This window comes from Streptomyces sp. DSM 120436 (assembly GCF_055778765.1).
This window is the reverse complement of sequence record NZ_JBSKBS010000002.1, coordinates 1,069,168-1,082,881: the sequence shown is the minus strand read 5'-3', so window position 1 is coordinate 1,082,881 and position 13,714 is coordinate 1,069,168. Positions and strand designations below refer to the sequence as shown.

Below are 13,714 nucleotides of genomic sequence, written 5' to 3'. Positions count from 1 at the left end.
ACAGTTTCGTCACGGCCAACATAGGCGACCGACGGGATGCCTGTCCGCATCCCGCGCGACCGAAATTACGCAGTTGGGGCTCAGGATGCGGTCACGGTCGCCTTGTCGATCACGACCGTCGCGTTGGGCGCCCCGTCACCGCCCCCGGTGCTCTCCCCGGCGTCGGCGATCTTCTTCAGGACCTTCAGGCCCGCGTCCGAGACGGTGCCGAACGGGGTGTAGCTGGGCGGGAGCTGACTGTCCTCGTAGACCAGGAAGAACTGGCTGCCGCCGCTGTCCTTCTGCCCGGTGTTGGCCATCGCGACCGTGCCCGCCGGGTAGGTGTTGTCCTTCAGGCTCGCGTCCTTCAGGTTCTCGTCCGGGATCGTGTAGCCGGGGCCGCCGGTGCCGGTGCCCGTCGGGTCGCCGCACTGCAGGACGTAGATGCCGTTGGTGGTGAGCCGGTGGCACTTGGTGTGGTCGAAGTAGCCCTTGCCGGCGAGGAAGTGGAACGAGTTGACCGTGTGCGGGGCCGCCGACGCCTTCAGCGCCACGTCGATCGTCCCGCAGGTCGTCTCCAGCTTCATCGTGTACGCCGCCGACTTGTCGATCGACATCGCCGGCTCCTTCTTCCACGTCTGCGTCTTGACCTTGCCCCCGGCCGGCTTCTCACAGGGGTCCGGGGCCTTGCTCGCCGGCTCGGCGTCCGGCGTGACCTCCGCGGCCGCGTTGGTCTTGTCGTCGTCCTGCTTGAGCACCCCCGTCGTGTACAGCGCGAGGCTGCCGACCAGGGTCACACCGAGCACCGACGCGATGACCGCGTTGCGGACCTTCGCCTTGCGCCGCGCCTCGGTACGCCGCTGTTGCTGCCGCAAGAACTTCTCCCGGGCGAGCTGACGCCGCCGCTGCTCCTGGCTGACCACCGGGTTCTCTCCTCATGCGTCTCGTGTGCCGGCCGGTACGCGTGCGTGCGTGCGGTGAGCCGACCGCCTGCGTGTGCCCCGTACCGTATATGGGTTCGCTGAGGAATCGGCAGCGCCGGTAGGCTCTGACCACGGGCTCAGCCCGTCGCAAGCCTCCCGTACCGACACAAACGAAGGACGATCGTGCTCATTGCCGGGTTCCCCGCCGGAGCATGGGGGACGAACTGTTATCTCGTCGCCCCCGCCGCCGGTGAGGAGTGCGTGATCATCGACCCCGGCCACCAGGCCGCCGACGGCGTGGCGGAGGCGGTCCGCAAGCACCGGCTCAAGCCCGTCGCCGTCGTCCTCACCCACGGCCACATCGACCACGTCGCCTCGGTGGTCCCGGTCTGCGGGGCGCACGACGTGCCCGCCTGGATCCACCCCGAGGACCGGTACATGATGAGCGACCCCGAGAAGGGCCTGGGCCGGGCCATCGGCATGCCGCTCATGGGGGAGCTGGCGGTGGGGGAGCCGGACGACGTCAAGGAGCTCACCGACGGCGCGACGCTGAAGCTGGCGGGCCTGGAGTTCTCCGTCGCGCACGCCCCGGGCCATACCAAGGGGTCGGTGACCTACAACCTGCCCGAGTCGGCCGACGTCCCGCCGGTCATGTTCTCGGGTGACCTGCTGTTCGCCGGCTCCATCGGACGCACCGACCTGCCCGGCGGTGACATGGCCGAGATGCTCGACTCGCTGGCCCGCGTGTGCCTGCCGCTCGACGACTCGACCGTGGTGCTGTCCGGCCACGGCCCCCAGACCACCATCGGCCAGGAGCGCGCCACCAACCCGTATCTGCGGCAGGTGGCCGCCGGCCCGGGAGCCCGGGACGAGGCTCCCCGACGAGGAATGTGACGAGTACTTCCGTGAGCACCTTCAAGGCCCCCAAGGGCACCTACGACCTGCTGCCGCCCGACTCCGCCAGGTACCTCGCGGTCCGCGAGGCGATCGCCGCCCCGCTGCGCGGCTCCGGCTACGGCTACGTCGAGACGCCCGGCTTCGAGAACGTCGAGCTGTTCGCGCGCGGCGTCGGCGAGTCCACCGACATCGTCACCAAGGAGATGTACGCCTTCGAGACCAAGGGCGGCGACCGGCTCGCCCTGCGTCCCGAGGGCACCGCCTCCGTGCTGCGCGCCGCCCTGGAGGCCAGCCTGCACAAGGCGGGCAACCTCCCGGTCAAGCTCTGGTACTCCGGCTCGTACTACCGCTACGAGCGCCCGCAGAAGGGCCGCTACCGGCACTTCTCCCAGGTCGGCGCCGAGGCGATCGGCGCGGAGGACCCGGCGCTCGACGCCGAGCTGATCATCCTGGCCGACCAGGCCTACCGCTCCCTGGGCCTGCGGAACTTCCGCATCCTGCTCAACAGCCTGGGCGACAAGGAGTGCCGTCCCGTCTACCGGGCCGCCCTCCAGGACTTCCTGCGCGGCCTGGACCTGGACGAGGACACCCTGCGCCGGGCGGAGATCAACCCGCTGCGCGTCCTGGACGACAAGCGCGAGTCGGTGCAGAAGCAGCTCACCGGCGCGCCCCTGCTGCGCGACCACCTCTGCGACGCCTGCAAGGCGTACCACGAGGAGGTCCGGGAGCTGATCACGGCCGCGGGGGTGGTCTTCGAGGACGACCCCAAGCTGGTGCGCGGCCTGGACTACTACACCCGCACCACCTTCGAGTTCGTCCACGACGGCCTCGGCTCCCAGTCCGCGGTGGGCGGCGGCGGCCGTTACGACGGCCTGTCGGAGATGATCGGCGGCCCCGCGCTGCCGTCCGTCGGCTGGGCGCTCGGCGTCGACCGCACGGTGCTGGCCCTGGAGGCGGAGGGCGTCGAGCTGGAACTGCCCGCCGCCACCAGCGTGTTCGCCGTGCCGCTCGGGGACGAGGCCCGCCGGGTGCTGTTCGCGAAGGTCACCGAGCTGCGCAAGAACGGCGTGGCCGCGGACTTCGCCTACGGCGGCAAGGGCCTCAAGGCCGCGATGAAGGCGGCCAACCGCTCGGGCGCCCGGTACGCGCTCATCCTCGGCGAGCGCGACATCGAGGAGGGCGTGATCCAGCTCAAGGACCTGGAGTCCGGCGAGCAGACCGCGGTCGGCGTGAACGAGGTCGTGGCGGAGCTCGAGTCCCGCCTCGGCTGAGACGCGTCCCTCCCGGGCGCCGGGTCCCCTTCCGAGGGGGTCCGGCGCCCGGGTCGTCAACGGCCCGGATCCCGCCGCCACCCCGGCGGGGGAGCGGACTCGCGCACCCGTGCGAACACCCGACGAAGACCGGCCGAAATCCTGCGCCCCGACACGAACGCCTGTGCGCCCTTATCTCCGGTCAACAGCGAACGCGCCCCGCCGTACGGCACAATGGCCCCTGCCCGAAGCAGGTCCGCATGCGTGAGTGACGGAATCGGCGTGATGAGCAAGACGACAGTCAGGGACGTCGACATGGAGTCCGAACCCTCTCCCCCCGACGGGAGTGACACCTCGCCCCGCACGGAGGGCGGCAGCAGGGCGTTCGCGTGGCTCCTGGTGATCACCGGCGCCGCCGGCGTGCTCGCCGCGTGGGTGATCACGCTCGACAAGTTCAAGCTGCTCGAGGCCAAGGTCAAGGGCGAGACGTTCGTCCCCGGCTGCAGCCTCAACCCCGTCGTCTCCTGCGGCAGCGTCATGGAGAGCGACCAGGCCTCCGTCTTCGGCTTCCCCAACCCGATGCTCGGCCTGGTCACCTACGGCATCGTGGTCTGCGTCGGCATGAGCCTGCTCGCCGGGGCCCGTTACCCCCGCTGGTACTGGCTCACCTTCAACGCGGGCACCCTCTTCGGCGTCGGCTTCTGCGCCTGGCTGACGGTCCAGTCCCTGTACCGGATCAACGCCCTGTGCCTGTGGTGCTGCCTCGCCTGGGTCGCCACGATCATCATGTTCTGGTACGTGACGTCCTTCAACGTCCGCAAGGGCTTCCTGCCCGCGCCCTCCTGGCTCAAGGGCTTCTTCGGCGAGTTCACCTGGGTCCTGCCGGTACTGCACATCGGCGTCATCGGCATGCTGATCCTGACCCGCTGGTGGGACTTCTGGACCAGCTGACCGCCCGCTCCGGGGCTGTCGGCGCGGTGCCTTAGGGTTTCAGCGTGGAGCCCGACCTGTTCACCGCCGCAGCAGAAGAACGCCAGGAGAAGGACCCGGCCGGCAGCCCCCTGGCGGTCCGGATGCGCCCGCGCACCCTCGACGAGGTGGTGGGCCAGCAGCACCTGCTGAAGCCGGGCTCCCCCCTGCGCAGACTGGTCGGGGAGGGCTCCTCGGGCCCCGCGGGCCCCTCCTCGGTGATCCTCTGGGGCCCGCCCGGCACCGGCAAGACGACCCTCGCCTACGTCGTCTCCAAGGCCACCGACAAGCGCTTCGTGGAGCTGTCCGCGATCACCGCGGGCGTCAAGGAGGTCCGCGCGGTCATCGACGGCGCCCGCCGCGCCTCCGGGGGGTACGGCCAGGAGACGGTCCTCTTCCTCGACGAGATCCACCGCTTCAGCAAGGCCCAGCAGGACTCCCTGCTCCCCGCCGTGGAGAACCGCTGGGTCACGCTCATCGCCGCGACCACCGAGAACCCCTACTTCTCGGTCATCTCCCCGCTGCTCTCCCGCTCCCTGCTGCTCACCCTCGAGCCGCTCACGGACGACGACATCCGCGGTCTGCTGCGGCGCGCCCTCACCCACGAGCGGGGCCTCAAGGGCTCCCTCACCCTCCCCGACGACACCGCCGAGCACCTGCTGCGCATCGCCGGCGGGGACGCCCGCCGCGCGCTCACCGCCCTGGAGGCCGCCGCCGGCGCCGCGCTGGACAAGGGCGAGTCCGAGGTGAGCCTGGAGACCCTGGAGGAGACGGTCGACCGGGCCGCCGTGAAGTACGACCGCGACGGCGACCAGCACTACGACGTCGCCAGCGCCCTGATCAAGTCGATCCGCGGCTCCGACGTGGACGCCGCCCTGCACTACCTGGCCCGGATGATCGAGGCCGGCGAGGACCCCCGCTTCATCGCCCGCCGCCTGATGATCTCCGCCAGCGAGGACATCGGCCTCGCCGACCCGGGCGCGCTGCAGACCGCGGTCGCCGCCGCCCAGGCCGTCGCCATGATCGGCTTCCCCGAGGCCGCCCTCACCCTCAGCCACGCCACCATCGCCCTGGCGCTCGCGCCCAAGTCCAACGCCGCCACCACGGCGATCGGCGCCGCCCTGGAGGACGTCCGCAAGGGTCTGGCCGGCCCCGTCCCCTCCCACCTGCGCGACAGTCACTACCAGGGGGCCGGCAAGCTCGGCCACGGCAAGGGCTACGTCTACCCGCACGACCTGCCCGAGGGCATCGCCGAGCAGCAGTACGCCCCGGACGCCCTGAAGGACCGCGAGTACTACGAGCCCACCCGGCACGGCGCCGAGGCGCGGTACGCGGACGCCGTGGAGTGGACCAGGAAGCACCTCGGTCGCAGGCGGCCCTGAGCACCCTGTAGAATCCGTCGAAGTGCTGTGTCCCGTGTCCGGCTCCGGTCGGCGCCTCAGGCGGGACGACCAGCCGGATCCTTCGATCCAGGAGCGTCGCGCACCGTCGTAGGTGTCGCGGGCAGCCCACCACCACCCGTGAGTCCCGGGACCGGTCGGTGGGCCGTTCGTGTGCTGCACGTATGTGCCCAGTTCAGGGGAGCGGCTGCCCACCAGGTCCCTCGCGGGCCCGATGGGAATTCCCCTGCTGCGGATGCGACCTCCCGTAACCCTGAGGCAGCCGGAACACGAAAAGGAAAACAAGTGGCGAACCAGTCCCGCCCCAAGGTCAAGAAGTCGCGTGCCCTCGGTATCGCGCTGACCCCGAAGGCCGTCAAGTACTTCGAGGCCCGCCCCTACCCGCCGGGTGAGCACGGCCGCGGCCGCAAGCAGAACTCGGACTACAAGGTCCGTCTGCTGGAGAAGCAGCGTCTGCGCGCGCAGTACGACCTCTCCGAGCGCCAGCTCGTCCGTGCCTACGAGCGCGCCTCCAAGACGTCGATGAAGACGGGCGAGGCCCTCGTCATCGAGCTCGAGCGCCGTCTCGACGCGCTGGTCCTGCGTTCGGGCATCGCCCGCACGATCTACCAGGCCCGCCAGATGGTCACCCACGGCCACATCCAGGTCAACGGCAAGAAGGTCGACAAGCCCTCCTTCCGCGTCCGCCCGGACGACGTCGTGGAGGTCCGCGAGCGCAGCAAGGAGAAGACCCTCTTCACGATCGCCCGTGAGGGTGGCTTCGCCCCCGACGGTGAGATCCCGCGCTACCTCCAGGTGAACCTCAAGGCCCTGGCGTTCCGCCTGGACCGCGAGCCGAACCGCAAGGAGATCCCGGTGATCTGCGACGAGCAGCTCGTCGTCGAGTACTACGCCCGCTGATCCGGCAGGCGCGCGGTATCCCGAGCCCGTCGTCTTCCCGCCCCTCGGGGCGGGCGAGGCGGCGGGCTCGTCCTCGCCCGGGAGCCTTCCGGCGAGACCGATGCCGCGGCGGACGGTAATCCGGTACGGGGACCCGCCACCGGCGCGATAGGCTCGGTGACACGACTTTCTCGATGTTCAGGCGCGTTTCAAGGGAGCGGGTGCACACAGTGTCCGGTGGTGAGGTGGCCGGAATCCTGGTGGCCGTCTTCTGGGCGATCCTGGTCTCCTTCCTCGCCGTCGCGCTGGCGAGGCTGGCCCAGACGCTCCGGGCGACCACCAAGCTGGTGGCGGACGTGACCGACCAGGCCGTCCCGCTGCTGGCGGACGCCTCCACGGCGGTGCGGTCCGCGCAGACCCAGATCGAACGGGTCGACGCGATCGCCTCCGACGTCCAGGAGGTCACCTCCAACGCCTCCGCGCTGTCCACCACGGTCGCCTCCACCTTCGGCGGCCCCCTGGTCAAGGTCGCCGCCTTCGGCTACGGCGTGCGCCGGGCCGTCAGCGGCCGCAAGGAGGACGCGCCGGACAGGACGCGGCGCAACGTGATCGTGGGCCGCACCGTCCCGGGAGCGCGGCGCGACAAGCGGACCCGGGGAAAGAAGGACTGACCGGACGATGTTCCGCCGAACGTTCTGGTTCAGCACCGGCGTCGCCGCCGGCGTGTGGGCCACCACCAAGGTCAACCGCAAGATCAAGCAGCTCACCCCCGAGCACCTCGCCGTCGCCGCGGCCAACAAGGCGATCGAGGCCGGCGGCCGGCTCAAGGACCGCGCGGTGGACTTCGCCCTCGAGGTCCGCGAGAACATGGCCCAGCGCGAGGCCGAACTCGGCGACGCGCTCGGGCTCAACGCCCCCGTCGACCGTGAACTGCCCGCGCCCCGCGGCTACGCCGTGATCGAGAACCGCAACGGCCCGACGTACGTCGAGGGCCCGAAGAAGTCGACGTACCCGACGTACCCGCACAACCGGAATGAGGACCACTGATGGAGTCGGCCGAGATCCGCCGCCGCTGGCTGAGCTTCTTCGAGGAGCGTGGGCACACCGTCGTCCCGTCGGCGTCGCTCATCGCGGACGATCCGACTCTGCTGCTCGTCCCGGCCGGCATGGTGCCCTTCAAGCCCTACTTCCTGGGCGAGGTCAAGCCGCCCTTCGACCGCGCCACCAGCGTGCAGAAGTGCGTGCGCACCCCCGACATCGAAGAGGTCGGCAAGACCACCCGCCACGGCACGTTCTTCCAGATGTGCGGCAACTTCTCCTTCGGCGACTACTTCAAGGAAGGCGCCATCAAGCTCGCCTGGGAGCTGCTCACCAGCCCCCAGGACAAGGGCGGTTACGGCCTGGAGCCGGAGAAGCTCTGGATCACCGTCTACCAGGACGACGACGAGGCCGAGCAGATCTGGCGCGACGTCGTCGGCGTGCCCGCCGAGCGGATCCAGCGCCTGGGCAAGAAGGACAACTTCTGGGACATGGGCGTCCCCGGCCCGTGCGGTCCCTGCTCCGAGATCAACTACGACCGCGGCCCCGAGTTCGGCCCCGAGGGCGGCCCCGCCGTCAACGACGAGCGGTACGTGGAGATCTGGAACCTCGTCTTCATGCAGTACGAGCGGGGCGAGGGCCCGGGCAAGGACTACCCGATCCTCGGCGACCTGCCCAGCAAGAACATCGACACCGGCCTCGGCCTCGAGCGGCTCGCCATGATTCTGCAGGGCGTGCGGAACATGTACGAGATCGACACCTCCACGGCCGTCATCGAGAAGGCCACCGAGCTGACCGGCGTCCGCTACGGCGACGCCCAGCAGTCCGACGTGTCCCTGCGCGTGGTCACCGACCACATGCGCACCTCGGTCATGCTCATCGGCGACGGCGTCACCCCGGGCAACGAGGGCCGCGGCTACGTGCTGCGCCGCATCATGCGCCGCGCCATCCGCAACATGCGCCTGCTCGGCGCCACCGGCCCGGTCGTCAAGGACCTCATCGACGTCGTCATCGACATGATGGGCCGGCAGTACCCGGAGCTGATCACCGACCGGGAGCGGATCGAGAAGGTCGCCCTCGCCGAGGAGAACGCCTTCCTCAAGACGCTGAAGGCCGGCACCAACATCCTCGACACCGCCGTGTCCGAGACCAAGGCCGCCGGTTCCAGCGTCCTGCCCGGCGACAAGGCCTTCCTGCTCCACGACACCTGGGGCTTCCCCATCGACCTCACCCTGGAGATGGCCGCCGAGCAGGGCCTGACCGTGGACGAGGACGGCTTCCGCCGCCTGATGAAGGAGCAGCGGGAGCGCGCCAAGGCCGACGCCCAGGCCAAGAAGACCGGCCACGCCGACCTCGGCGCCTACCGGGAGATCGCCGACCGGGCCGGCGCCACCGACTTCATCGGCTACACGGACACCGAGGGCGAGTCCACCGTCGTCGGCATCCTCGTCGACGGCGTCTCCTCGCCCGCGGCCACCGAGGGCGACGAGGTCGAGATCGTCCTGGACCGCACCCCCTTCTACGCCGAGGGCGGCGGCCAGATCGGCGACACCGGCCGGATCCGCACCGACTCCGGCGCCGTCATCGAGGTGCGCGACTGCCAGAAGCCGGTCCCGGGCGTCTACGTCCACAAGGGCGTCGTCCAGGTCGGCGAGGTCACCGTCGGCTCCCGCGCCCACGCCGCCATCGACGACCGCCGGCGCAAGGCCATCGCCCGCGCCCACTCGGCCACGCACCTCACCCACCAGGCCCTGCGCGACGCCCTCGGTCCCACCGCCGCCCAGGCCGGCTCCGAGAACCAGCCCGGCCGGTTCCGCTTCGACTTCGGCTCGCCGTCCGCCGTGCCGCAGACGGTCATGCTGGACGTCGAGCAGAAGATCAACGAGGTGCTCGCCCGCGACCTCGACGTGCGCGCCGACATCATGGGCATCGACGAGGCCAAGAAGCAGGGCGCCATCGCCGAGTTCGGCGAGAAGTACGGCGACCGGGTGCGCGTGGTCACCATCGGCGACTTCTCCAAGGAGCTGTGCGGCGGCACCCACGTGCACAACACCGCCCAGCTCGGCCTGGTGAAGCTGCTGGGCGAGTCCTCCATCGGTTCCGGCGTGCGCCGCATCGAGGCCCTGGTCGGCGTGGACGCCTACACCTTCCTCGCCCGCGAGCACACGGTCGTCAACCAGCTCACCGAACTGCTCAAGGGCCGTCCCGAGGAACTGCCCGAGAAGGTCTCCGCCATGCTCGGCCGGCTGAAGGACGCCGAGAAGGAGATCGAGAAGTTCCGCGCCGAGAAGGTGCTCCAGGCCGCCGCCGGTCTCGCCGAGTCCGCCAAGGACATCAAGGGCGTCGCCGTGGTCACCGGCCAGGTCCCGGACGGCACCACCGCCGACGACCTGCGCAGGCTGGTCCTCGACGTGCGCGGCCGCATCCAGGGCGGACGGGCCGCCGTCGTGGCCCTGTTCAGCACGGTCAACGGAAAGCCGCTCACCGTCATCGCCACCAACGAGGCCGCCCGCGAGCGCGGGCTCAAGGCCGGCGACCTGGTGCGCACCGCCGCCAAGACCCTCGGCGGCGGCGGTGGCGGCAAGCCGGACGTCGCCCAGGGCGGCGGCCAGAACCCGGCCGCGGTCGGCGAGGCCGTCGACGCCGTGGAGCGGCTCGTGGCGGACACCGCCAAGTGAGCGGTACGGAGAACGAGCAGGCGGGCGGCCCGGTGATGCGCCGCGGCCGCCGCCTCGCGATCGACGTCGGGGACGCCCGCATCGGGGTCGCCTCCTGCGACCCCGACGGGATCCTCGCCACCCCGGTCGAGACCGTCCCCGGCCGGGACGTTCCGGCCGCGCACCGCAGGCTGGGGCAGCTCGTCGAGGAGTACGAGCCCATCGAGGTCGTCGTCGGCCTCCCTCGCTCCCTCAAGGGGGGCGAGGGCCCCGCCGCCGCCAAGGTCCGCGGTTTCGTCCAGGAGCTGGCGCGCATGATCGCGCCGGTTCCGGTGAGACTCGTGGACGAGCGCATGACCACGGTGACGGCCAGTCAGGGGCTGCGCGCCTCGGGCGTGAAGTCCAAGAAGGGGCGCTCGGTCATCGACCAGGCCGCCGCTGTGATCATCCTCCAGCAGGCACTGGAATCCGAACGGGTGTCAGGCAGACCACCCGGTGAGGGCGTCGAAGTGGTCATCTGATCGCGATACGGTAACGTTCCGCGCGATGCGGGCGGCGTTCGAACAGCCCCCGCACAAAGAGAGGCGGAACGGAAGCCGCGGTCTTCAGGTGGCCGGGCTGCCACCGCCTCGCGGCTCTAGGGGATCGATGACTGAGTATGGCCGGGGCCAAGGCTCCGCACCGTGGCATCCGGACGACCCGTTGTACGGGGACGACGGATGGAGAGGACAGCAGGCTCAGCAGTCACAGCAGTCCTACGGCGGCCAGCAGCATCACCCGCAGCAGTCGCAGCAGCAGTACGGCGACTGGGGCACGGGTGACCAGCACGAGTACGGCGACCCGTCGTACCCGCAGTACGACGGGTACGGTCAGCAGCACACGCCCCCGCAGCACCAGCAGCAGCACCAGGCGCAGCAGCAGCAGCACCAGCAGCCGCAGTACGACGAGAACGGCTGGCCCACCGGCTCGTACCCCCAGGACCCGTACGCGGGCGGTCCGCAGGATCCGTACGCGCAGCAGCCCGCGCCCTACGGCGGGGAGCAGTCCGACTACTACGGCACCCCCGAGGCCTACCCGCCGCCCGAGCCCCCCGGCCGCCGGCGGCCCGAGCCGGAGCGCGAGCCCGAGCCGCGGACCGACTGGGACCCCGGCCCCGACCAGGGCGAGCACGCGTTCTTCGCGGGCGGTGACGACGAGGACGGCCGCGCCGACGAGCCGGACGACCGGCGCGGCCGCGGCGAACGCCGGGGCGGCGGGGACCGCCGGGGCGGCGGCAAGGAGAAGAAGCGGCGCAGCGGAGCGGCCTGTCTCGTGGTCGTCGCGGTCTTCGGCGGCGGACTGGCCGGTGTGAGCTACTTCGGCTACCAGTTCTACCAGGATCGTTTCGGCAGCGCCCCGGACTTCGCGGGATCCGGGAACGGCGAGCAGGTCACCGTCACCATCCCCAAGGGCTCCGGCGGCTACGCCATCGGCCAGGTGCTCAAGAAGATGGGCGTGGTCAAGAGCGTCGACGCCTTCGTCTCGGCCCAGGCGGCCAACCCGGAGGGCAAGAACATCCAGGACGGCGTCTACACGCTGCAGAAGGAGATGTCAGCCGCGAGCGTGGTCGAACTGATGCTCAGCCCGAAGAGCCGCAACAACCTGATCATCGCCGAGGGCAAGCGCAACGCCGACATCTACAAGCTCATCGACACACGCCTCAAGGTCGAGGACGGGACCACCGCGAAGGTCGCCAAGAACAACTGGGAGAAGCTCGGCCTGCCCGATTGGGCGATGAACCACGAGGACGTCAAGGACCCCCTGGAGGGGTTCCTGTTCCCCTCCAGCTATGGCGTGTCCGAGGGGCAGACACCCGAGGACGTGCTGAAGAGCATGGTCGAGCGCGCCACCGCCACCTACGAGAAGCTCGGAGTCGAGAAGAAGGCCGAGAGCCTCGGCCTCGAGGATCCGTGGCAGCTGATCACCGTGGCGAGCCTCGTCCAGGCCGAAGGCACCAGTCACGCCGACTTCCGCAAGATGTCCGAGGTCATCTACAACCGGCTCAAGCCGGGCAACACCGAGACCAACGGCATGCTCGAGTTCGACTCCACCTACAACTACATCAAGAACCAGAGCGAACTGGACCTGACCCTCAGCGAGCTCAGGAACTACGACAACCCGTACAACACGTACTTCTACAAGGGGCTGCCGCCCGGACCGATCAGCAATCCCGGCGAGGACGCCGTCAAGGGCGCGCTCGACCCGACGGACGACGGTTGGTACTACTTCATCTCGTTGGACGGCAAGACCAGCGAGTTCACCAAGACCAACGCCGAGCACGCGAAGCTGGTCGATAAGTGGAACAAGATGAGGGGGAACTGATGACAGCGCCCCGCCGTGCCGCCGTCCTCGGCTCCCCGATCGCCCACTCGCTCTCCCCGGTGCTGCACCGCGCGGCCTACGCCGAGCTGGGCCTGGAGGGCTGGACGTACGACCGGTTCGAGATCGACGAGAAGGAGCTGCCCGGCTTCTTCGAGACCCTCGGCCCCGAGTGGGCGGGACTGTCGCTGACCATGCCGTTGAAGCGGGCCGTGATCCCGCTGCTCGACGGCATCAGCGAGACGGCTGCCTCGGTCGACGCGGTCAACACGGTCGTCCTCACCGAGGACGGCCGCCGCACCGGCGACAACACCGACATCCCCGGCATGGTCGCGGCCCTGCGCGAGCACGGCATCGAGAAGGTGGAGACCGCCGCGATCCTCGGCGCGGGCGCCACCGCCTCCTCCGCGCTCGCCGCGCTGTCCCGCGTCTGCTCCGGCGAGGTCGCCGTCTACGTGCGCGGCGAGACCCGGGCCGCCGAGATGCGGCAGTGGGCGGAACGCCTGGACGTCACCGTGCGGATCGCCGCCTGGGACGACGCCGAGGAGGCCCTGCACGCGCCGCTGGTCGTCAGCACCACCCCGGCCGGCGCCACCGACCCGCTCGCCCGCGCCGTGCCGGAGCGCCCGGCGGTCCTCTTCGACGTGCTGTACGACCCGTGGCCGACCGTCCTCGCGGCCCGCTGGTCCGCGTACGGCGGGGCCGTGGTCAGCGGACTCGACCTGCTGGTGCACCAGGCGGTGCTCCAGGTGGAGCAGATGACCGGCCGCTCGCCCGCCCCGTTGGAGGCCATGCGGCACGCGGGCGAACGGGCTCTGGCGGCCCGGTAGGATCCCTCCTCGTTCCGCAGGGGGCGGAGCGTGAGGGAGGGGACCCTTCTCATGTCCGCAGGCGTGCCGCTGGCGTCCTGGAAGACGCAGATATTCGAGTCGCTGCTGGGCTTTCTGCCCGAGTGGGTGCAGATCACCGTGCTGGCGCTGGTGGTGCTCGCCGTCCTGGCGGTCTGGGCGCGCAAGGTAAAGCGCCGGATCGCCGCCCGCCGCGCCCTGCGCGCGGGCACGCCGGTCCACCCGCAGGCGAGCGGTGCCGACTTCCTCGGCCCGTACGCCCCGGCGCACCAGGGCAGCGGTGCCGACCACCTGGGCGCCCACGCGCCGCGGCCCGCCGCCGCGGACACCCGCGAGCCGAGCGGGGCCGATTTCCTCGGCGCCTACGCGCCGCGCCGCGAGGGCGACGACCTGGTCTGATCCCGGCGGCCGGCAGGTGATCCCGGCCGTCCGCCAGATGGACCGGCGGCCGGATCCCGCACCCGACATGGGAGGATCGAAGGACGGCGGACCGGGACCCGCGCACCCCGTCCCGCC

Annotated in this window: 13 protein-coding genes; 12 read left to right on the top strand and 1 reads right to left on the bottom strand. The window is 70.7% G+C overall.

Features of this window, described 5'->3' with window-relative positions; all coding sequences use genetic code 11:
* Window positions 1-80 precede the first annotated feature (80 nt).
* The gene (locus ACWH4W_RS26885; protein WP_473078419.1) at window positions 81-902 is read right to left on the bottom strand and encodes a peptidylprolyl isomerase; all 822 of its coding nucleotides are present in this window, start codon (window positions 900-902) and stop codon (window positions 81-83) included.
* A gap of 183 nt (window positions 903-1,085) precedes the next feature.
* Between ACWH4W_RS26885 and ACWH4W_RS26880 the strand changes: the two genes are divergently transcribed.
* The 12 genes from ACWH4W_RS26880 (at window position 1,086) to ACWH4W_RS26825 (ending at window position 13,597) form a co-directional block, all read left to right on the top strand.
* A complete protein-coding gene (locus ACWH4W_RS26880; protein WP_473078418.1) occupies window positions 1,086-1,796 on the top strand; it encodes an MBL fold metallo-hydrolase in 711 nt (236 codons plus the stop codon).
* 11 nt (window positions 1,797-1,807) lie between these two features.
* Complete coding sequence (hisS, locus tag ACWH4W_RS26875) at window positions 1,808-3,070, top strand: histidine--tRNA ligase (RefSeq protein ID WP_473078417.1); 1,263 nt, start codon at window positions 1,808-1,810, stop codon at window positions 3,068-3,070.
* Window positions 3,071-3,334: 264 nt separating this feature from the next.
* Entirely contained in the window at window positions 3,335-4,000 is a 666-nt protein-coding gene (locus ACWH4W_RS26870) for a vitamin K epoxide reductase family protein (protein WP_473078416.1), read from the top strand.
* A gap of 44 nt (window positions 4,001-4,044) precedes the next feature.
* Window positions 4,045-5,400 (top strand): replication-associated recombination protein A, encoded by a 1,356-nt coding sequence (locus tag ACWH4W_RS26865; RefSeq protein WP_473078415.1) that lies wholly within the window; start codon window positions 4,045-4,047, stop codon window positions 5,398-5,400.
* 303 nt (window positions 5,401-5,703) lie between these two features.
* Window positions 5,704-6,318 carry a 30S ribosomal protein S4 gene (gene rpsD / locus ACWH4W_RS26860; RefSeq protein ID WP_019523761.1) on the top strand — a complete coding sequence of 205 codons (615 nt, stop codon included), beginning with the start codon at window positions 5,704-5,706 and terminating at the stop codon, window positions 6,316-6,318.
* Between the two features lie 200 nt (window positions 6,319-6,518).
* Window positions 6,519-6,968 carry a DUF948 domain-containing protein gene (locus tag ACWH4W_RS26855; protein WP_473078414.1) on the top strand — a complete coding sequence of 150 codons (450 nt, stop codon included), beginning with the start codon at window positions 6,519-6,521 and terminating at the stop codon, window positions 6,966-6,968.
* Window positions 6,969-6,975: 7 nt separating this feature from the next.
* Complete coding sequence (locus tag ACWH4W_RS26850; RefSeq protein ID WP_473078413.1) at window positions 6,976-7,344, top strand: hypothetical protein; 369 nt, start codon at window positions 6,976-6,978, stop codon at window positions 7,342-7,344.
* Window positions 7,344-10,013, top strand: coding sequence for an alanine--tRNA ligase (gene alaS / locus ACWH4W_RS26845; protein ID WP_473078412.1), 2,670 nt, complete (start codon window positions 7,344-7,346; stop codon window positions 10,011-10,013). The genes ACWH4W_RS26850 and alaS overlap by 1 nt, the downstream gene beginning before the upstream one ends.
* Window positions 10,014-10,048: 35 nt before the next feature.
* The gene (ruvX, locus tag ACWH4W_RS26840) at window positions 10,049-10,513 is read left to right on the top strand and encodes a Holliday junction resolvase RuvX (protein ID WP_473079271.1); all 465 of its coding nucleotides are present in this window, start codon (window positions 10,049-10,051) and stop codon (window positions 10,511-10,513) included.
* Window positions 10,514-10,640: 127 nt separating this feature from the next.
* A complete protein-coding gene (gene mltG / locus ACWH4W_RS26835; RefSeq protein WP_473078411.1) occupies window positions 10,641-12,353 on the top strand; it encodes an endolytic transglycosylase MltG in 1,713 nt (570 codons plus the stop codon).
* Window positions 12,353-13,180, top strand: coding sequence for a shikimate dehydrogenase (locus tag ACWH4W_RS26830; protein WP_473078410.1), 828 nt, complete (start codon window positions 12,353-12,355; stop codon window positions 13,178-13,180). Before mltG ends, ACWH4W_RS26830 begins: the two co-directional genes overlap by 1 nt.
* Window positions 13,181-13,231: 51 nt before the next feature.
* Window positions 13,232-13,597 (top strand): hypothetical protein, encoded by a 366-nt coding sequence (locus ACWH4W_RS26825; RefSeq protein ID WP_473078409.1) that lies wholly within the window; start codon window positions 13,232-13,234, stop codon window positions 13,595-13,597.
* Window positions 13,598-13,714: the final 117 nt, after the last annotated feature.

Excerpts from the sequence above, each read along its gene's own strand:
- ACWH4W_RS26870 (WP_473078416.1), top strand. The coding sequence starts at position 3,335 with ATGAGCAAGACGACAGTCAGGGACGTCGACATGGAGTCCGAACCCTCT.
- ACWH4W_RS26850 (WP_473078413.1), top strand. The coding sequence starts at position 6,976 with ATGTTCCGCCGAACGTTCTGGTTCAGCACCGGCGTCGCCGCCGGCGTG.
- alaS (WP_473078412.1), top strand. The coding sequence starts at position 7,344 with ATGGAGTCGGCCGAGATCCGCCGCCGCTGGCTGAGCTTCTTCGAGGAG.
- ruvX (WP_473079271.1), top strand. The coding sequence starts at position 10,049 with ATGCGCCGCGGCCGCCGCCTCGCGATCGACGTCGGGGACGCCCGCATC.
- mltG (WP_473078411.1), top strand. The coding sequence starts at position 10,641 with ATGACTGAGTATGGCCGGGGCCAAGGCTCCGCACCGTGGCATCCGGAC.
- ACWH4W_RS26830 (WP_473078410.1), top strand. The coding sequence starts at position 12,353 with ATGACAGCGCCCCGCCGTGCCGCCGTCCTCGGCTCCCCGATCGCCCAC.
- ACWH4W_RS26825 (WP_473078409.1), top strand. The coding sequence starts at position 13,232 with ATGTCCGCAGGCGTGCCGCTGGCGTCCTGGAAGACGCAGATATTCGAG.